We start from the raw sequence: 19,907 nt of genomic DNA on the forward strand, positions 1-19,907 counted from the left end.
TAGCGGGCTTTTAACTGGAATATAGTGAAGTGCCGGATTCGTTTACGAGCGAGGATTTCTAAATCTCGTTTTTTAAGAGCTAAAACGACGAAAGCTCGCAATAAATGCGAGCTCTCTAAATAAGTGGCGGAGAGATAGGGATTTGAACCCTAGATACGCTATTAACGTATGCCGGTTTTCAAGACCGGTGCTTTCAACCACTCAGCCATCTCTCCGTTGTGGGCGGTATATTAAGGAGCATAGTCCGACTTGTAAAGTGCTGAATTATAATAGAAGTACTGTTTGCTTGTTTTATGATCACTGATGTGATGTTGGACAGTTTGAAAACGGAGTGAAAAAGGGACAAAAAGTACCAATTTATAGAGTTTTTACTTTATATTGGCGCACGTCAATAAAATGGTGTTTTATTGTTATCTTGCTGATATATAAGACATAACATGCTTTTAGGGTACATGTGTTCGCCCGAAAGTATTTGCAAGACTTTGTGAACTAATTCAAAATTAACTGGTATAGCCAGTTGTGCTTAGAATTCTTAAGGGTGTTTATGAAGGTCACAAATCTATTTAAAGACAAAGTTGATGCGATTTCTGCTCATCAATCCGAGTTTATGAATTGGATGTCTCCAACGTTACGCGATTATTGGAGTGACTTTTTGGGGAAAGCTCAAAATAGCTTTCTTTTCTCAAAAGTTCGTGATCACCAGCAGCCAGCCGTCAACGAAGAAGTTGCACCTCAACCTGCACCGATCGTAATGGCACCTGAGGCTCAAAAGCTTTATGACGAGTTAAGTGAAAAAATTGGCGAAGTTATTCACACTGGTGATTGGGTTCATGTGTCTCAAGAACGTATTAACCAATTTGGTGCGGTAACGGAAGACATGCAATGGATTCATACTGATCCAGAGCGTGCTTCAACTGAATCTCCATTTAAGACAACTATCGCTCATGGCTTTTTAACATTAGCATTGCTGCCTAAACTGACGGATTCAGTCGATCCAGACAAGCCAATGTTCCCAACAGCTAAAATGGTAGTTAACTTGGGTTTAAACCAAGTCCGTTTCCCTTACCCTGTCAAAGCAGGCAATAATGTTCGTGCAGTCAGCACGTTAACAAAAGTAACGCCAATCAAAAAAGGTTTGGAGATTGAGCGCGAAATTAAAGTGGAAATTGAAGGTATTCGTCGACCTGGTGCGGTTGTGGTCTCTGTAATTCAACTGCATTTCTAATTCCGAAACCGGATAGAACACGACATAGTAAAAGAGAGCATCAGGGTGCTCTCTTTTTCATTTTTACTGATTAAAGTTTTTTACTGGTGTATAACCGTAATCTGCAATCGCTTTTTGTCCCTGCTCTGAACGAAGGAAAGCGATAAAACCTTTACCTGCATCGCTAATCTTATCTACTTTGTATAGCACTAGGAATGGTCGCGCCAACTTGTACTTATGATTGCTAATGTTTGTCGAGGTTGGGTCAATACCATCTAACTGAATCGCCTTGATCGAGCGATCTACTGACCCTACAGAGATAAAACCAATGGCGCGAGTGTTATGGTTAACAATGGTTTTTACCATGCTGTTGCTGTTTACAACCAAGTTGTTTGGGCTGATATCCGAGACAAGGCGATCATTAACGATTTTGGTCAGTCCCAGCAAGCTTTCGAAGCTGTAACGTGAACCTGAAGACGCTTCTCTAGTAACCACCGCGATAGGCTGATCTGCGCCCCCGACCTCTTTCCAATTCTTAATCTTACCTTTGTAAATATCAAACAGCTGTTGCTGAGAAAGGTTTTCTACAGAGTTGGTACGGTTTACAACAACAGCGAGGCCATCATAAGCGATAGGGTATACATTGAGATCTTCACCTTTTTCGCTTTCAGTCAGATAGCGAGAGCTCATGCCTATTTCGGCTACTCCTTTATTGACCATGGTGATACCAGCACTCGAACCAATGCCCTGAACAGCAACGTAATCGTCTGGGTGTGTTTTGTTGTATTCCTCAGCAAGTACATCCATCACACGAGCAACCGACGTTGAACCCGAGATGTTGATTTCTTTTGCAATGGTAGGGAGGGAGACTGCTATGGCCAATAACGTCGCCACAGTAAAACGTAACATATTAAACTCCATATACGGGATAAAGCAGAGTTTATGATATTGCGTTCAGGTTACACTTTTGTGAACTGTTAGCGCTAAACAGGGGAATTGTTTCTAGTCAAGAGGTGATGGAGCTAGCGTTTCCAAGTGGACTGAGATGATAATCTGGGCAAATGATAATATAGCTATCTTATACTTGAGTTAGGTAGATAACTACCATCGGTGATGATGTAAAGGTTATATACTAGGATCGACAGCTCTAACTATCATCCATCGGGAGAACGTTGATGTCAGTGTCCCAAATGGCGACAAGTCGTTTATACAAATCAGTTCAATCGCTCTGCTCTGCGCGTAATGCTAACTTGCCTGTCGAACAGGGCAAGTGCCTCTATGAGCTAGTAGAAAATGGCGTTGAGCTTCATCGGGCGCATTTTCTCCTCGACTCCCAGCATAGCGAGTATACTTCTCCCGTCGCGAAGATCATGTTTGATGAGGAAAACCAACTTTGGTATTTCTATGTTCCCACATATCACAACGAGCTGTTAAGGTGGGTGCCTTATAAGCCACTTCCATTTAGCCGAATGCTTGAGGACTTACTCAACGAGTTGGAGCGCGATCCTCAAGCGTGTTTTTGGGAATAGGGCGAGCCCAACGGATGCGAATGCCGACATGATTTATACTTTAGGCCTAACAACTTGGTTTCTAAAGTCTTTGGGGGTCATGTTGTAAACGGATTTAAATGCTGTACTGAAATGCGCTGCACTTTTAAAGCCAGACTCAAACGCTATTTCTGTTATTGATTTTTCTGACTTGCGCAGTTGGGTTGCTGCGAAGTTTATCCGTTTCACCTTTAATATCTGAGAAAACGAAAGATCATCTGCGGCGAGGCGACGTTTTAAGGTTGCGATGGACATGCTCATATGAGCCGCTAAGCCTTCTAGCGTGATGTCTTTTTCAATATTACCCTCAATGTACTTAATGGCTTTTTGAGAGTCGCTCAGGCTACTTGCATCATCTATGATAGATAGGATGTTTGGCTCTACCTCAACCATCAACGACAGCAATGCCATTGCGATATGGCTTTGTGTGTAGTCTGGAGCATTGCGACTCGCTAACTTAACCAACATGTCCTTCAATTGTGCTACTTCGCTACTGGATTGCGTTGAAAAAGGATAGAAGCGCCTTTCTTCCGTTTTGGAACGTAGCATCGGGTGCGCTTTCTTAAAGTCACAGAATATATTTGGATTGAAGACTAAAGCCAGTGCTTTAAAGCCTCCGTCACTAGAGACGGCTTCTGCACTGCTCAGATCTGCGGAGTTATAGAGTGTGAAATCTCCGGCTTTAAGTTCAAATTGCTCGCCATTAGGTTGATGAACTAATAGGGCACCTTCTTCAACAATATATAACCCATTATGTGTTGCAGTGTAACGCTCACTTTTGCGCGCAGTGAAGTGATTAAAGCGAATGATCTCAATGTTCGGCATACTCTTTCTTATCGTTTTACATAACAAATAAAAAAGGCGCTCAATAGAGCGCCTTTTAACTTCATTCGGTATTACTCACTTACAGTCTGTTCTGTTTGTGCTGCTGGCTGTTCAGCGAATACCTGGGTTGGCTTTGCAACTAAACTGCGGTTTTCTTGGTTTACGTCCGTAAGGACAATTTCCAATGTATCCCCAAGTTTGTATACGATCTCTTTATCGATAGAGATGGTACCGTTGTCGCCATTGCACTCAATTCTTTCTTTATTATCAAGAATTAGTGCACCAGGAATAAAGGCTGCTGCGCCATTTTCGAGAAGTCGGACACGTGCGCCTGCACGATTAATATCGAAAATCTCACCTGTGAAACAAGTTTTCTTACTCGGCTCATCAGCAAGCGTGCGTGCATATAGCCAATCTGAGACATTTCGCTCAGCGATTTTATGATGTTTACGATGTAGAGCTAGCTCTTCGCCTACTTGGTCATCTGGTTTTTGTACGGGTTCTTTACCAAGGATGACGGCCTTCAACATACGGTGGTTGATCATATCACCGTATTTACGAATTGGTGATGTCCAAGTTGCATAGATGTCTAAACCCATTGCGTAATGAGGCAGAGGCTGATTACCCACCTCACTGTATGCTTGGAACTTACGAATGCGGTTATCTAGATAAGACGTTTCTTGAGCTGCCAACCAGCGGCGCAACGCAGCAAAGCCTTCTAGCGTAGCAATAGACTCCGCTGTGAACTCCAACTGGCCTTCTGGATTGACAAGTTGAACCACTTCTTCAATCTTCTCGTTCTTGATACCTGCATGCGTATTGAAGACACCTGTTTCAAATTTATCGCGTAATGTACGACCTGCACAGATGTTTGCGGTAATCATGGATTCTTCAACAAGACGGTTTGCACTGCGGCGCATGTCTGCGTGGATAGCGATTACATCGTTATCTTCACTGAGCTCAAAACGGTAGTCAGGACGATCAGGGAAGACCACTGCGTTTTTCTCACGCCATTCAGCGCGAGCAAGAGAGAACTCATAAAGATCACGAACGATGGTCGCGATCTCTTCAGATGGCGTCCATGCTTCAGAGCTGCCGTTTTCTAACCAATCAGACACGTGATCGTATGCTAGGCGTGCATGTGATTTGATGTTTGCCGCGAAGAATTTAATATCGTCGCCAATCACACCATCTTTACTTACCGTTACGGTACAGCAAATAGCAGGGCGGGTTTCACCTTCAATCAGAGAACATAGGTTGTCCGCTAAATCGCGAGGTAGCATCGGGATGTTGCGTCCTGGAAGATAGATAGTATAGCCACGCTCACGCGCTACTTTATCCATTTCATCTTCAGGTGTGATGTAAGCGGTTGGGTCCGCAATAGCGATGGTGAGTTCGAAATCGCCAGATACGGTTTTCTTCGCGTACAGCGCATCGTCCATATCTTTAGTCGATTCACCGTCGATAGTGACGAATGGAACATGAGTCATGTCTACGCGTTCTAGCTCCGCGTCGTCTTTCAGTTCCCAGTTATCGATGCCTGCTGGCTCAGAGTTTGGTAGATCGTTTTGAGCAAGCGTTACCCACCAAGGCGCAATTTTATCATTCGCGTCAGTGATTTTTTCAGAAATTTCTACGAAGAAAGAGTTATCGCCTTTTAGAGGGTGGCGAATAAGATGTGCGACAACCCAATCACCTTCGGCGAACTCGTCAGGTTTTAGACCTTTCTTTAGTTTCGCTTTAAGAGATAGCTTTTTAAGCTGTGGGTGATCAGGTGCTACGTTGAGCTTGCCTTTGAACATTTTTACTCGACCAATAAAGCGAGTCACGGCTTGTTCTAGCAGCTCTTGTGGCTCTGCAACTTCGCGTTCATTTTCGGTGCGGATAATGGCGATGACTTTGTCACCGTGCATGCACTTTTTCATGTACGCAGGCGGGATGAAGAAGCTCGTCTTACTGTCCACTTCCAAAAAGCCAAAGCCTTTATCTGTGGCTTTTATTGAGCCTTCTTTTTTAGGCAGGTTTTCTTGGATTTGCTGCTTAAGCTGAGCGAGTAGTGGGTTATCTTGAAACATCTTTTCTTAAATTACCTATGGAGTTGGGCACACTATAATCATTGCGAGCTATTATTACTACCTGTGGAGCGTAATTTCGCCGTGAATTTTGCCAATTTAACCACGAGAAATTGGCTTAAATATTGATGAAATTCTCATCTGTGAGTTACGCGAATCTACGGGGAATGGTAGGGTTGGTGGAAAAATATGCTAAAAATACCATTGTTGAGAATAAATTGTGATGTAATTCAATTTTTTCTGGATTTTTTTATGCTTTTAAGGAATAATCCGCCTCCCTTAGTCGTCCCTAATGGCTTATCGCGGTTGTGTACTGTGCTGTGTTCCCGTCTGAATGGAATCAGTATCTGGATGGATCAGTATCGAATTGGAAGAGCATATGGGACTGTTTTTTTGTTTAATTAAGTAGGATCCCAATGCAAGATTCTGTTATTCAATTCAGTGATTTATCTCTGAATGATTCTATCCTTTCTGCTCTAGACGGAATGGGTTTCGTGTCACCAACTCCAATTCAGGCTGCGGCAATCCCACACCTATTGGAAGGTGCTGACGCGCTGGGTAAAGCTCAAACAGGTACAGGTAAAACAGCAGCGTTCTCTCTGCCTCTTCTCAACAAACTCGATCTAAACCAACGCAAACCGCAAGCGATTGTACTTGCTCCGACTCGTGAGCTGGCAATTCAGGTTGCAGCGGAAATGAAAAACCTTGGTAAAAACATCAAAGGTTTGAAAGTTCTAGAGATTTACGGTGGCGCATCTATTGTCGACCAAATGCGTGCTCTTAAAAGTGGCGCTCATGTAGTTGTCGGTACTCCAGGCCGTGTTCAAGATCTTATCAATCGCGAACGTCTACACCTAGACGAAGTTAGTACTTTCGTTCTTGATGAAGCAGACGAAATGCTAAACATGGGTTTCGTAGATGACGTAACTGCGATCATGGAGCACGCTCCAGAGTCAGCACAACGCGTTCTGTTTTCTGCAACTATGCCTCCAATGCTGAAGAAGATCGTTGAACGTTTCCTTCGTGACCCTGTAACGGTTGACGTTGCTGGTAAAAACCACACTGTAGACAAAGTTCAACAACAGTTCTGGGTAGTGAAAGGTGTAGAGAAAGATGAAGCAATGTCTCGTCTTCTTGAAACTGAAGAAACTGACGCGTCAATCGTATTCGTACGTACTCGTCAAGATACTGAGCGTCTGGCTGACTGGCTATCTGCACGTGGCTTCAAAGCAGCTGCACTGCACGGTGACATTCCTCAGTCTCTACGTGAACGTACTGTTGATCACATCAAACAAGGTGTTATTGACATCCTAGTTGCAACTGATGTTGTAGCTCGTGGTCTTGACGTTCCACGTATTACGCACGTATTTAACTACGACATCCCATTTGATGTTGAGTCATACATCCACCGTATCGGTCGTACTGGCCGTGCTGGACGTAAAGGTAAAGCGATCCTTCTAGTTCGCACTAACCAAATTCGTATGCTTCGCACTATCGAGCGTGTAACTAAGTCATCTATGGAAGAAATCCAACTTCCTCTACGTGACCAAGTTGCTGAAGCTCGTCTAGCTAAGCTAGGCGCTGAGCTTGAAGCAGAGAAAGAGCACAAAGCACTAGACAAATTTGCTGAGTTGGTAGAGAAACTACAAACTTCTCTAGACATCGACCCTGCAACACTTGCTGCTATGCTTCTTAAGCGTCAGCAAGGCAAACGTCCTCTGTTCTATATTGGCGAAGACCCAATGGTTGAAGCAATTGAGCGTGACAAGCAACGTCGTAAAGAGCGCCGTGAAGGTGGTCGCGACGGCGGTCGTAACTTCAACAACCAAGACTGGGATACTTACCAGCTTCAAGTTGGTCGTGAGCAAGGCGTTCAAGTTAAAGACATCGTTGGCGCTCTAGCAAACGAACTAGGTCTAGGTAAAGGTTCTATCGGTGCGATCAAACTAGCTCAAGGTCACACATTCGTACAGCTACCTAAAGCAATGACTTCAGACGCGGCGAACAAGCTAAGCAAACTACGTATCCGTCAACAAGATGTTGGTGCTGTAGTATGTGACTTCGATGATTTCCGCGAGTCTCGTGGTGGTCGCCGTGACGGTGGTCGTCGCGATGGTGGTCGTCGTGATGGCGGTGGTTACCGTGGCAACCGCGAAGGCGGCAATCGTGGTGGTGATCGTCGTGAAGGCGGTCGTCGCGAAGGTGGTTTCCGTGGTAACCGTGACGGCAACCGCGATGGTAATCGTGAAGGTGGCGAACGTCGTTTCGATCGCAACCGTGGTGGTGATCACCGTGGTGCACATCGTGGTGAACGTGGTCACGGTCGTGGCCGTCGTACAGACGCATAATCACGAGTGATTAAAGCGACGGTTTAAGTTGCTACAAAAAGAATTGAAAGCCGAGCAAAGCGCTCGGCTTTTTTATGCGCGTCTAATACGGTTTTGCTTTTCATCGTGTTTGTTTACCCAACTTATTACTTCGTCTAAGGGCAGGGCAGAACAAGTAACCCTGAATGATGTCACAGCCTCGACTTCTCAAAAAATGCAGTGTGTCCATGTCTTGAACGCCTTCTGCTACGACCGAATACCCTAATCCATGTGCTAGCGCAATCGTGTTCTCAACGATAGAGCGGGAGCCTTCAGTGCGGCTTGCTGTGAAAAGAAATTAACCAGCTTACCTTGAAACGTATTATCAATCTTTCGACGTTTTTGAGGTTATCTCATAATTTGAATCAGTCATTGGCCTTCAGGTTGTGTCATGTCTTCGATAGACTCAAAGTAGTATTTACGATAAGGGAGCCCAGTAAGAGCGTCATGGACGGCATTGCGCTTCTCTCTTTCAGCAACAGTATGAAGCTTTAATATCGAATCGTTGCTCCACTTAATCACCAGCACGACAAAGATACTGCCGCCAAAAAGTATAAGAGAAACCCCCGTTTCTAAGAGAGAAGTAATAGTTTTTTGCATGATAGCGTGCAAAAAAACGGCATAAGCAAAAATGAAACAGCTGATTAACAATAATAGGAAAGTCCACCCGGTTACGTCAGTTTTCGAGCAGATGTTTTTTGTCATCTGCCATCCCCAGCAGAGCAAAATCAAACCTAAGATCACTAATAGAAATGCAATAGTGGGCACATTATTACCCCGATTTATTGATTGGTTTGTTATTTTTGTTCACCCAATAAACAACGTAGCTTATATATCTGACTTTGTACAAATTGACCTATTCATAAATTATGTTTAACAAGTGATATTTTTTAGTCTTCAAATAAAATCAAAACTTGCTACAGATCAACAAAATTTGTTCAATCAAATCGCTTTTACTAAAAGATTGTTGAAAGATTAAAAAATTATTGAATAATAGAGGGGCAAACAAGAAGTACGCAGCGCACAAGCGCTATTACAACCTCTGCTCTACAACAGGATAACTATTTCATGTCTAATTCGTTTGTACTGGTGATCAACTCTGGTAGCTCTTCATTAAAATTTGCTGTTATTGATTCTGAAACCGGTGAAGCTTTGGTATCAGGTATTGGTGAGTGTTTTGGCCTACCTGAAGCTGAAATCAGTTGGAAATATCAGGGAGAAAAAACCGTTGAAGCAATTCCAGCTGGCGGTAACCATCATCAGTACGCTGTTGAGCGAGTGGTAAAACTACTCGAAACTCTAGGTTTGAGCTCAAAATTTGTCGCTGTAGGCCATCGCATTGTCGCAGGCGGTGAAACCTTTAAAGGAACTGTGAAAGTTGATGAAACAGTTATTCAAGAAGTAGAGCGCCTTGCTGAACTTGCACCACTTCATAACAAAGCGAACGCTGAAGGCATGAGAGCGGCAATGGCGGCGTTCCCTTCACTGCCTCAATTTGCTGTATTCGACACTGCTTTCCACCAAACAATGCCAGCCAAAGCCTTTATGTACGCACTTCCTTACGAGCTTTACGAAGAGCATAAAGTGCGTCGTTACGGTGCTCATGGCACAAGCCACTACTACGTAAGCCGTGAAGCAGCGAAAATGCTAGATAAGCCGGTTGAAGAAAGCAGCTTTATCACTGTGCACTTAGGTAACGGTGCATCAGTGAGTGCGGTTAAAAATGGCGAATGTGTTGATACAAGTATGGGTTTGACGCCGTTAGCTGGCCTAATGATGGGCACTCGCTGTGGTGACCTCGACCCAAGTGTTATCGAGTTCCTTTTCCGTAAAGGCTGGGAAAAAGACGAAGTGTTCGAGATGATGAACAAGAAGTCAGGTTTCTTAGGTGTATCTGGTGTGACAAGTGATGCTCGTGGCGTACTAGAAGCAATGGAAGCGGGGAATTCACGTGCGAAGTTGGCATTTGAGATCTTCACTTACCGCGTTGCGAAATACATTACATCCTACCTCGCGGCTCTGGATTCATTAGACGGCATCATCTTCACTGGTGGTATTGGTGAAAACTCACTACCAATTCGTCGTGAAATCTTGAAAAACCTAAAACTGTTAGGTTTTGTTGAAGATCAGAAAGGTAACGAAGATGCAAGATTTGGTAACGCAGGTGTTATTGCAACATCTGAGTTGTTAGGTGCCAAAGCTCTTGTTATTCCTACTAACGAGGAATTTGTGATAGCCAAACAATCGGTTGAGCTATTGTAATATATAACGAAAACAGAAAGTTAAAAGCGAGCCTCGTGCTCGCTTTTTTTACTTAAAGCAATTTGACAATTACTCTTTGGGTTTCAGAGCTTCGCGCTTTTCGATTAAAAAATCCATCAAGACGCGGATTTTTTTCGGCATATGCTCTCGTGAAGGTATATACAAATAAAACCCTGGAAACTCTTTGCACCAAGGTGTCAGAACTCGGGTCAATCTTCCCTCATTTATGTGCTTTTCCACCCATAAATCAATATGCTTCACTAAACCCACACCCTGTATTGCAGCTTGTAACATACTATAGTCATCATTAAAAATAGCATTGCCTTTAGGCTCGAAAACGAGGGTGCGCTTTGCAACATCTGGAGAGGTTAGCGACCAATGATCAATTGTTCCGCTAGAGGTAAAACGATAAGCAAGGCAATTGTGATCTTCTAAATCCTCAGGAGTTTGAGGTAGTCCATTTTGCCTAAAGTATTCAGGAGAGCTCACTATTGCCGTTGTTAACGGCGGAGTAATAGGGATCGCAACCATATGTTCATCTAAGCTTAATCCTAAGCGAATGCCAGCGTCAACGCCTTCTGCGACGATGTTAGAAAACCCATCATCCATGATTAGCTCTAGGCGTATTTTAGGATAACGAGAGAGGAACTCACCTAGATAGGGCTCAATAAGCAGCCGAGCAGCGGTTCTTGATACACTGATACGGATTAATCCCGAAGGCTCAAGATGAGAGTCGTTCAATTCGTTAACGACCTGCTCAATGTTCACCAATGAAGGTTGCAAAATATCAAGCAGACGTTGGCCTTCTTCCGTCAGCGACATACTTCTGGTGGTTCGATTAATTAACCGAACTTGTAGCTGTTGTTCTAACGCTTTTAGGTGTTGTGATAAGGCAGCACGGGTTACCCCCATTTCTAAGGCTGCTTTAGTGAAACTGCGATGGCGAGCAATATGTGCAAACCACGTCAGTGATGAAATTAAAGAAGGTTCTATTCTCATTTGTTAAGTATAACTAAACAGTCATGTAGATAAAACGATATTTATCCGAAACAGTGTGTTGACTAATATTACATCGAAGCTTAGGTCAGCCTGAGATGAACAGTTAACCTCTAATGGAGAATGTCGCTATGTCTAAAGTCACTTTCAAAAATCTCAATGGTCAAGGTATTGAGATTTCAGCGGTTATCAACTTCCCTACAGATTTTGATGCAAGTAAACAATATGCGGCGGTTGTTGTTTCACACCCAGGTGGTGGCGTAAAAGAGCAAACCGCAGGCCTATATGCGAGTAAACTTGCAAAAAGCGGCATAATTGCCATTGCGTTTGACCGTTCGTATCAAGGTGAAAGTACAGGTGAGCCTCGCCAAATGGAAAACCCTTACACGAGTACTGAAGACGTGAGCGCAGTCGTCGACTATCTGACAACGTTAGAGTACGTCGATAACGATAAAATTGGCGCAATGGGGATTTGTGCTGGTGCGGGCTATAGTGCAAATGCAGCGATCAATGATCGTCGAATCAAAGCACTGGGTATGGTTAGTGCCGTAAACATTGGCCAAATGTTCCGTAATGGTTGGGATAATTCGGTTAACGATGCTGACGCTGTTGGTTACTTAGAATTTGGTTCGAATGCTCGCACAACCGACACGAATGGTACAGAATTCGCGACTATTCCTCTAGCTCCGATGCGTGAAGAAGATGCCTCAAATGCAGAGCTACGCGAAGCTTGGGAGTATTACCACACACCACGTTGTGAACATCCAAATGCGCCGGGTTTTGCTCTAACTCGTAACTTAAACCAGATCATTACTTACGATGCGTACCACAAAGCGGAAGCATTCCTAACTCAGCCAATTCTTGCTGTCGTTGGTAGTGACGCAGGCAGCAAATGGATGAGTGATGACCTGATAGAACGTGCAGCGAGTTCAGATAAAACCTTGTATGCCATTGATGGTGCAAACCATATGTCGCTTTATGATGTTGCCGAATACGTCGATGACGCAGTATCCCAACTCGCATCGTTCTTCCAACGCACTCTTTAATATTCCCGATGAAAGGCTCAATTGCTTCGAGCCTTTCTGCTCTCAAGGCTTTTTACTCTTAAGGTATTGATTATGAATATGCAAAAAATCACTTTTAGAAATGCTGATATGGCTTGGGATATGTCTGCATTAATTTTATTTCCAGAAGGCTTCAATGAATCGAAACGCTACCCAACAATGATAAGCGTTCATCCTTTTGGTAGTTGTAAAGAACAAACATCCAGCGCTGTCTATGGTAAAGCCCTTGCTGAGTTAGGTTACGTCGTGATCGCATTTGACGCGAGCTTCCAAGGAGAATCGGGAGGATTGCCTCGCTACGTAGAAGACCCAAGTCAACGTGTTGAAGATATCAGTCGCGTTATCGACTATGCAGTAACTTTACCATATGTCGATGAGAATAGAATTGGTGGACTCGGTATCTGCGGCGGTGGTGGTTACATGATCAATTCAGCCCTAACCGAAAAGCGCTTGAAAGCTGTCGTAGGTATTACGCCTGTTAACTTAGGCCGCTTGTTCCGTGAAGGCTTTAGTATGTACGACCCTATCGCCAATCTTGAAGCTATGGCTGCACAGAGAACAGCCGAAGCTCGCGGCTCAGAGCTGAAAATCGATGAACTTCTTCCTCCAAATATTGAATTTGCAAAAGAAAATGGATTAACAGAACGAGACGTGTTCGAAGCTACTGAATACTACAAAACATCACGTGGACAAACCGAAGGTGGTGCAACTCGTATGCTGTTTTCACATGCACAGAAAACACTGAGCTGGGATGCCTTTGCATTTGCCGAAACGTTATTGACTCAGCCTGTTATGGCCGTGGTAGGGCAAAAAGTCGGGGCGTTTGGTGCTTATCGTGATGGGCAGGAAATTTATGGCCGCTCTGTTCAATCAAAAGACCGACAGCTGGTTAATTTGGAAAATTGGTCTCACTATGAACTGTATGACCATCCAGAAGCAGTCGGCATTGCAATGGACAAGGTTTCTGCATTCCTTGAAACACACTTAAAATAATCTAATAAGTTAGAAGCGTTTTGTAGAGTTGCAAAGCGCTTATTTTTAACAGCGTAAGATGTAGTTCGAAGCGAGTAGGTCGGTAAATCTTCGTGCGAATAACCTCATCTACAGGCTATTGACTAAATACCACTGCCAAATACTGTTTAAGACAATGTAGACTGAGACCTAATTAAAGGCGTTAGATAGGAAGGCAGTTTAATTCATGCGCAAATCAGATAAGAAGGTCGAGAATCTAATTAGAGAAGTGTTGACCGAAGTTTGTGAAGATACGCTAAAAGGCTACGATGGCTTTCTTTGGGTGACTCATACCGTCAAATTCTCTTCTTTTCCACAAAGTTTAGAAATAGTCTGTGTATTCGAAACGAAGCAAGATCGAGCTAACTTTTTTGAAGGAGAGGGCCGCCAGCATGTTTCCACAACTATTCAAAAGGCATTTAATAAGGTAGGAGTGCAACTAAAGAACGTCAGTAAGCAAATCAGTTACGATACAAAACAAAAGCATTAGCGCAGGCAGCAATGGTCCGTAATAAAATGGTGCTTGGCTACCTTGCTATAAAAATGCAAAGGGCACTGGATGGGCAATTAAGCTTCAGCTCACTTAGATATACATCGGTGTAACTATGAGTTATGGAGTTATGGAGTTATGGATTGTGAATACGGTTGGTTTTCTAATGTTGCCTTAAGAGGCCATGATTAGTCGTTTACAATGAGTAAAGTACAAACTTCTGCATGGTGGATATCCGCAGAAAATTATTGAAAAGAAAGGCTCTAGCTGGAGCGGTCTATCATTTTCTTTGGGTTACCTCGACTATGAATAGCTTAATTGCTATGTTTCGCAAAATATATGGATATTCTTCTGCTCGTTATCTTCAGATGCCGTGCAGAAGAATGTGTTTGCCGGCTGAGGGAAAAATGAAAACCAAAATAATAATGTCTTTTCTACTCGCTACATTATGTGTCAGTGTCAGCGCCAGTACGAATGAGCCGAAATACCATTCTGCGCTAACAGTCAAAACGGGATTCAGTGAAGACAGAGACAAGCCTGTGGAAGTCTATTATTGGTATCCCACAACGAACGAAAAAAACAACTTCTCGTTTGGTAGGGGGAACATTTTTAAATCAGTCGAAACGCAGTTAGATGCCCCTTTAGCAAGTGGAAAATTTCCCGTTGTGCTTTTGTCGCAGGGCGGAACACGGTCAGCGTTTTCCCACAGTGGTTGGATAGCCTCGAGCCTGGCGCAACAAGGTTATGTCGTTGTGGTACCAAAGCCTCCTGCACCGAACGAAATCAATGCAGAAATGGCTGTTGATGAAATCACATTCAGAACCAGTGATTTGGTGCTTGGGCTGAACGAATTAAGTTCGGTCGGGATACTGTCCGGAGGCGTAGATACTGATGCAGTGCAGGGGGTCGGCTTTTTTCTGGGCGGCACATCTATGCTGATGCTCTCCGGAGCGCAAATAAGCCCGGAGAAATATCGAACATCGTGTCACAACGCCACCAATGTAGACTGTCATTGGTTACGTGAAAATAACGTTGATATTACCAGCATCCCGGATCAAAAATTTCCCCGATTTCAGTCTGAAAACAAACTGAAATCGGTCGTCGTTATCAACCCTGAGCTAACGAAAACTTTTGTCCCTGAAACTCTGGCCTTGATGAACAATGCTATCACCGTGGTGGCGCTCTCTGATCGGCTATATCCCGCACTGACACCAGCCGAATCACTTGTTGCTCTTCCCAATGTAACATTTCAAGAGATCCCCAGTGCGAGTCAGTTTAGTGCGTTCGCAGAATGTACTGAGCGTGGCATTAAAATTCTCGCATCAGAAGGGGAGGAAGCACTTTGCCAGGAGCGTGACGAGGTTTCCAGAAAGGACAATCATCAGCACATTTTGGATGTAATTCTGGCCAGGTTAACAAAGTCATAAGAGTGCAACAATGAGGAGCTTTCTTACACATTGTGTGCTTGGACCAGCAAAGCGAGAAGTAAGTTTTTGCAGGCTTATCCTTTCACCATAGTGCAAGGCCTACTAGTGACCGTGTTATTTGCTCTAACTAAGTACTTGTACCAACATTTTGAAACTTAGAAGAACACACAAAATACCAACGATTTTCTTAAGAACTTTATTTGGGAAATACTCTGCACAACGCACGCCGAGGCTAGTAGTTAAGTAGCTACTAATGGAGAAGCTGAGCATTGCAGGAAGGTATATGTATCCTAAGACTAAGTTGTTCCAATCTGTATTTTCCCATCCGTTTAACATGTAACCGAGGCTTCCTGACAGCGCGATAGGGAAACCTATCGCAGCAGAGGTTCCAATAGCACGTTTTACTTCAAAATTTTGCTGGACAAGATAGGGGATTATCAACCCCGCACCGCTTATAGAGACAAGTGCTGATACAGAGCCAATGACCGAGCCTACAGTGATATTACCGATAGCCCCATGTGGGTTAGGGTTGTACTCATTTTCAGTGTTGAGAAACATCTTATAAGCAACATACAACATGAATACGCTGAAAAAGCCTGCCAGATAGACTCCTTGTAGATACGATGCTACGAATGTGGCGCAAAATGTTCCGACTAGAACTCCGCTCAACATTTTTACTACCATTGTCGAGTCTACATTCTCTTTTTTGTAGTGAGCGCGCATGCTGCCCAATGTTGTAACAATCATCGAAGCCATTGATGTCCCCAACGCAAGATGCACTACTTCCGTATTAGCTATTCCCTGTAGTGAAAATAGAAACGCAAAAATAGGGACGGCCATTCCACCACCACCCACACCAACGAGTCCTGCGAGAAAGCCAATGCCCAAGCCTGCCGTAATGTAATAGATAATAAAGATAGGTTCGTTCATGATGGTTCTGCCTTCGATAAAATGGTCGTTGCTAAAATGTTACTCGAACGCTAACTTGCTATGGTAACGTTAAGAGGACAGAAAATAATGAATAATGGCCAAAATGGAATTGAGTAAATAAAGTGACAAACTCTGATTACAGCGAATGGAAAAATGGCGCCGCACTGATCGTTAAGGAGTGGCAGCATGAAAGGAGCGACTTCAACCATTTGGATCAACGGTCACATAATTGGCACAGTCATCATCGAGGCCAGTTACTGTGTATAGATGAAGGGCTAATTCAGGTCAAAACCGATGAAGGAACGTGGATACTACCACCTCACCGAGCTGGTTGGATCCCCCCGGGTGCGATGCACAGTGTTTATTTTTGTGGTTCTCTGAAAGGTCGTTCATTACTGTTTACTCCAGAGAGTTGTGAGCGGTTTCCAATGAGACCTTGTGTTATCCAAATGAGCGATGTGTTGAAAGCCCTATCGGTTAGAGCATCGATATGGAGCAAAACAGACGATCTATCCATACAGTCTTTACGTATTCTTGCCGTAATATCCGATGAAATCGTCAATAGCCCTCATGAGTCACTCCACATCCCACTGCCCAGAGATCCGAGACTGCAAAAAGTTACTCAAGCAATTTTAATAGACCCAAACAGCAAGCATTCTGTAGAGCATTGGGCCAATATTGGGGCAGTCTCATCTCGGACGTTAAGACGATTGATTCGAAGTGAGTTAAACATGAGTTTTAGTGAATGGCGGCAACAAGTACTGCTAATACATTCATTAGAAATGATAGCTAGAGGGGAATCGGTGGGAGATATTGCACATGCTTTGGGTTATTCGACGCCCAGCAACTTTATCGCGATGTTTCGTCGGGTCTATGGCGATTCACCTACGCGTTACTTTTCTAATCGCGGAATATAATTTCCGTGCTCGCATGCTCATGATGTTCCCCTAATTATTTTTAATCAAAAAAGGTAAATATTGAAAAGATCAATTGTTATGTTATAACATTGCTTTGCTTGGGGCTACAATTTGTTGTTTAAAGAATTGATCTCACAACCAGTAGTCTCCTATTGAGAGAGAGTAAACGTTGATTTCTTCACAAGCGTTGTCTGACTTGACTCTACATGGGGTGGGACTGTGTCAATATGTCCGTGAACTAGAGCGAAATCGTAACGATTACTAGGTCTCATAGCCGTAGAAAATCAACGTTATTAAAACCTTTACCTGACCTTTTTAACGCTTGGGAGGAAGATATATGAGCATTGATGTAGTTGAGAACCCGCTTCGTGTCCAAACAACATCATCGTTGGCGATATCGACATCAGCGAACATACTTAGCGACATCTACAAACCAGAGCACAATATTGCCATATGGCAGCGAACGCTCTCGAAAGAGTTGACGAAGGACATTAATCTGATGCTGGCACAGGAGCCTAGATTGGCACTGGTACAAAGTGTCACGCCAGATGATGCTGCACAATGGGTACGAAGCAAGTTAGAGGGCTATGCGTGTGCTGATGCGCTGAGTGAAGATGTTGCTTTAATCGTCGATATGTTCTGCTGTTTGTTTGAGGTTAAAGAAGCAGGTTTGAGGCTAACTCGCCTAGACAGCCCGATGTGCCCGAAATTTCACTTTGATCGTGTGCCTTGCAGACTTGTCATAACTTATACCGGCCGAGCGACCGAATGGTTAACCAACGATACCATTGATCGCACTAAACTCGGTGCCGGTAGTCTTGGTCAACCTGATCACCTATCGGGATTATACGACTCTGAAAGTGCAATACGACGAATGCAGCCTGGCGATGTTGCCCTGCTCAAAGGAAGTGGTTGGGAAGGCAATGAAGCCACTGGACTTATACATCGCTCTCCACATGTTGCAGACAATGAACGTCGCTTACTACTCACATTGGATTTCATCTAGAGATATGAGAAAGCTCAAAACGGTAGATGACGTCATGAAGCAGGTAGAGAAAATCTGCCTGCTGCGAGGTAAACAACTTACTACTAAACGGAAATTGATACTGACTTCACTGCTATATGCGGAGAAGCCGCTTTCTGCCTACGAACTAGTTGACTACTGCAATCACAACTTTTCTCAAAACATTCAAGCGATGTCGGTTTATCGAATACTCGATTTCCTTGAAGCAGAGCACTTTGTCCATAAGCTCAATACATCTAGTAAATACGTCGTTTGTTCTCAAATCGCGTGCGATCAGGAGCATGGCGTTCCACAGTTTTTGATTTGCTCTCAGTGTGGAAAGGTTAGTGAAATAGCGGTTGAAGCCAATGTTATTTCTAGCGTATGTGCGAAAGCCATACAAGAAGGCTTCACTGTTCTTAGCCCACAATTTGAGATTTCCTGTGTTTGCGATGAATGCGCAAAGCGCCCGCTATGAGGCGGACACACGATTTCCCCTTATAGCTTCACAAGGTGACCGAGTATTAGCCACCTTTTCAAATTATCTAAAGAATGAATTATGTCAGCAACATTGATTAAAAACGCTCGGGTGGTCAACGAAAGAGCCATTACCGAAACAGATTTACGTATTGTTGATCAAAGAATTGACAAGATTGCTACTAATATATCCGTACAACACGGAGATATTGTAATTGATGCTAAAGGGGCTTATTTACTGCCAGGCATGATTGACGATCAAGTGCATTTCCGAGAGCCAGGGCTGACACATAAAGGCACAATTGCAAGTGAGTCGCGGGCAGCGGTGGCCGGCGGTATTACAAGCTACATGGAAATGCCCAATGTTAGTCCGGCTACAACGACTATTGACTCGTTAGAGCGCAAGTTCGCTCTCGCTAAAGAAAGCTCGTTTGCGAATTATTCTTTCTACCTCGGTGCAACCGAAGACAATCTTGAACAGATTAAACAACTTAACCCCAAACAACATTGTGGTGTGAAAGTATTTATGGGGGCATCAACAGGAAATTTGTTAGTCGAAGATCCGCAAGCGTTAGAGTCAATTTTTCGTGACTCTCCAGTACTCATTGTTACTCATTGTGAAAGTGGGACTGTTATTAAACAAAACCAGCAAAAGCAAAGGCTTAAGAAGCCAGGTTTCACTATCGAAGACCATCCCATTTTGCGTGACGAAGAGGCCTGTTACGCTTCATCTTCTTATGCGGTAGAACTTGCCAAAAAGTATCACAGCCAACTGCATGTGCTGCACATCACAACGGCGAAGGAGCTAGCACTTTTTGACGAGGGAGACATTCGAGATAAATCAATCACCGCGGAGGCTTGTGTTCACCATCTTTGGTTCAGCAACAAAGATTATGGCGCTCTTGGTAATTTGATCAAATGTAATCCTTCAATCAAGTTTCCTAGTGACCGCGATGCGTTGTTAAAAGCGTTAAATACGGGGCAAATAGATATCATTGCAACAGATCACGCTCCTCACACTTGGCAAGAAAAACAAGTGCCTTACGAGCAGGCTCCAGCCGGACTGCCGTTAGTTCAGCATGCGTTACTTACTCTCTTCGAGCATGTCCGTTTAGGTCATATGAGTTTGACTCAAGTAGTCGAAAAAACTGCGCACAACCCGGCCATTCGCTATGGCATTCAAGGCCGAGGTTTTATTCGTGAAGGTTACTACGCCGATTTGGTGTTGGTTGATGCTCATGTCGAGTAGACGACACCTGTTACCAAGTGTCGTCCCTCTAAGAACCCAGCGTGCAACTTTCACCGCACTAAGCTCA

At 43.9% G+C, this 19,907-nt stretch carries 17 protein-coding genes, 1 tRNA gene and 2 pseudogenes; 12 read left to right on the forward strand and 8 right to left on the reverse strand.

Annotated elements, in window-relative coordinates:
- Window positions 1-124 precede the first annotated feature (124 nt).
- A tRNA-Ser gene (locus R7Q41_RS03225) sits at window positions 125-215 on the reverse strand.
- Window positions 216-544: 329 nt separating this feature from the next.
- Between R7Q41_RS03225 and R7Q41_RS03230 the strand changes: the two genes are divergently transcribed.
- Window positions 545-1,225 carry a MaoC family dehydratase gene (locus tag R7Q41_RS03230; RefSeq protein ID WP_005375670.1) on the forward strand — a complete coding sequence of 227 codons (681 nt, stop codon included), beginning with the start codon at window positions 545-547 and terminating at the stop codon, window positions 1,223-1,225.
- A gap of 63 nt (window positions 1,226-1,288) precedes the next feature.
- On the opposite strand, the gene R7Q41_RS03235 is transcribed toward R7Q41_RS03230, so the two are convergent.
- Window positions 1,289-2,113, reverse strand: coding sequence for a phosphate ABC transporter substrate-binding protein (locus R7Q41_RS03235; protein WP_017635752.1), 825 nt, complete (start codon window positions 2,111-2,113; stop codon window positions 1,289-1,291).
- Window positions 2,114-2,379: 266 nt separating this feature from the next.
- On the opposite strand from R7Q41_RS03235, the gene R7Q41_RS03240 reads away from it, so the two are divergent.
- The gene (locus R7Q41_RS03240; protein WP_017821084.1) at window positions 2,380-2,733 is read left to right on the forward strand and encodes a DUF3024 domain-containing protein; all 354 of its coding nucleotides are present in this window, start codon (window positions 2,380-2,382) and stop codon (window positions 2,731-2,733) included.
- 33 nt (window positions 2,734-2,766) lie between these two features.
- On the opposite strand, the gene R7Q41_RS03245 is transcribed toward R7Q41_RS03240, so the two are convergent.
- Both R7Q41_RS03245 and rnb read right to left on the reverse strand, forming a co-directional pair.
- The gene (locus R7Q41_RS03245) at window positions 2,767-3,576 is read right to left on the reverse strand and encodes a helix-turn-helix transcriptional regulator (protein WP_017635750.1); all 810 of its coding nucleotides are present in this window, start codon (window positions 3,574-3,576) and stop codon (window positions 2,767-2,769) included.
- Window positions 3,577-3,647: 71 nt separating this feature from the next.
- The gene (gene rnb / locus R7Q41_RS03250) at window positions 3,648-5,651 is read right to left on the reverse strand and encodes an exoribonuclease II (RefSeq protein ID WP_171344110.1); all 2,004 of its coding nucleotides are present in this window, start codon (window positions 5,649-5,651) and stop codon (window positions 3,648-3,650) included.
- A 413-nt stretch (window positions 5,652-6,064) separates the two neighbouring features.
- On the opposite strand from rnb, the gene R7Q41_RS03255 reads away from it, so the two are divergent.
- A complete protein-coding gene (locus R7Q41_RS03255; RefSeq protein ID WP_005375680.1) occupies window positions 6,065-7,996 on the forward strand; it encodes a DEAD/DEAH box helicase in 1,932 nt (643 codons plus the stop codon).
- Window positions 7,997-8,068: 72 nt separating this feature from the next.
- Here R7Q41_RS03255 and R7Q41_RS24475 read toward each other — a convergent pair.
- Window positions 8,069-8,312: pseudogene (locus tag R7Q41_RS24475) on the reverse strand (EAL domain-containing protein); the annotation flags it as partial.
- A gap of 71 nt (window positions 8,313-8,383) precedes the next feature.
- Window positions 8,384-8,614: a hypothetical protein gene (locus R7Q41_RS24480; protein ID WP_411978716.1), complete on the reverse strand. Its 231-nt coding sequence runs from the start codon at window positions 8,612-8,614 to the stop codon at window positions 8,384-8,386.
- A gap of 468 nt (window positions 8,615-9,082) precedes the next feature.
- On the opposite strand from R7Q41_RS24480, the gene R7Q41_RS03265 reads away from it, so the two are divergent.
- Window positions 9,083-10,276 carry an acetate/propionate family kinase gene (locus tag R7Q41_RS03265; protein WP_017821080.1) on the forward strand — a complete coding sequence of 398 codons (1,194 nt, stop codon included), beginning with the start codon at window positions 9,083-9,085 and terminating at the stop codon, window positions 10,274-10,276.
- 69 nt (window positions 10,277-10,345) lie between these two features.
- Here R7Q41_RS03265 and R7Q41_RS03270 read toward each other — a convergent pair whose 3' ends face one another.
- Complete coding sequence (locus tag R7Q41_RS03270) at window positions 10,346-11,275, reverse strand: LysR family transcriptional regulator (protein ID WP_017821079.1); 930 nt, start codon at window positions 11,273-11,275, stop codon at window positions 10,346-10,348.
- A 128-nt stretch (window positions 11,276-11,403) separates the two neighbouring features.
- On the opposite strand from R7Q41_RS03270, the gene R7Q41_RS03275 reads away from it, so the two are divergent.
- The 4 genes from R7Q41_RS03275 (at window position 11,404) to R7Q41_RS03290 (ending at window position 15,264) form a co-directional block, all read left to right on the forward strand.
- Entirely contained in the window at window positions 11,404-12,318 is a 915-nt protein-coding gene (locus R7Q41_RS03275) for an alpha/beta hydrolase (protein WP_017821078.1), read from the forward strand.
- A 72-nt stretch (window positions 12,319-12,390) separates the two neighbouring features.
- Window positions 12,391-13,329, forward strand: coding sequence for an alpha/beta hydrolase (locus R7Q41_RS03280; protein WP_005375705.1), 939 nt, complete (start codon window positions 12,391-12,393; stop codon window positions 13,327-13,329).
- Window positions 13,330-13,534: 205 nt separating this feature from the next.
- Window positions 13,535-13,837: a hypothetical protein gene (locus tag R7Q41_RS03285; protein WP_005375707.1), complete on the forward strand. Its 303-nt coding sequence runs from the start codon at window positions 13,535-13,537 to the stop codon at window positions 13,835-13,837.
- A gap of 407 nt (window positions 13,838-14,244) precedes the next feature.
- Window positions 14,245-15,264 carry an alpha/beta hydrolase family protein gene (locus R7Q41_RS03290; protein WP_213904520.1) on the forward strand — a complete coding sequence of 340 codons (1,020 nt, stop codon included), beginning with the start codon at window positions 14,245-14,247 and terminating at the stop codon, window positions 15,262-15,264.
- Between the two features lie 123 nt (window positions 15,265-15,387).
- On the opposite strand, the gene R7Q41_RS03295 is transcribed toward R7Q41_RS03290, so the two are convergent.
- Window positions 15,388-16,194 carry a sulfite exporter TauE/SafE family protein gene (locus R7Q41_RS03295; protein WP_230238072.1) on the reverse strand — a complete coding sequence of 269 codons (807 nt, stop codon included), beginning with the start codon at window positions 16,192-16,194 and terminating at the stop codon, window positions 15,388-15,390.
- Between the two features lie 122 nt (window positions 16,195-16,316).
- On the opposite strand from R7Q41_RS03295, the gene R7Q41_RS03300 reads away from it, so the two are divergent.
- The 4 genes and pseudogenes from R7Q41_RS03300 to R7Q41_RS03315 form a co-directional block, all read left to right on the forward strand.
- Entirely contained in the window at window positions 16,317-17,111 is a 795-nt protein-coding gene (locus R7Q41_RS03300; RefSeq protein WP_270049715.1) for an AraC family transcriptional regulator, read from the forward strand.
- Window positions 17,112-17,448: 337 nt separating this feature from the next.
- Entirely contained in the window at window positions 17,449-18,117 is a 669-nt protein-coding gene (locus R7Q41_RS03305) for a DUF1826 domain-containing protein (protein WP_025767648.1), read from the forward strand.
- Window positions 18,118-18,121: 4 nt separating this feature from the next.
- The gene (locus R7Q41_RS03310; RefSeq protein WP_025767649.1) at window positions 18,122-18,592 is read left to right on the forward strand and encodes a Fur family transcriptional regulator; all 471 of its coding nucleotides are present in this window, start codon (window positions 18,122-18,124) and stop codon (window positions 18,590-18,592) included.
- Between the two features lie 81 nt (window positions 18,593-18,673).
- A pseudogene (locus R7Q41_RS03315) lies at window positions 18,674-19,825 on the forward strand (dihydroorotase); the annotation flags it as partial.
- Window positions 19,826-19,907 lie beyond the last annotated feature (82 nt).

Source organism: Vibrio sp. 2096 (genome assembly GCF_033339595.1).
Lineage (GTDB): Bacteria > Pseudomonadota > Gammaproteobacteria > Enterobacterales > Vibrionaceae > Vibrio > Vibrio alginolyticus.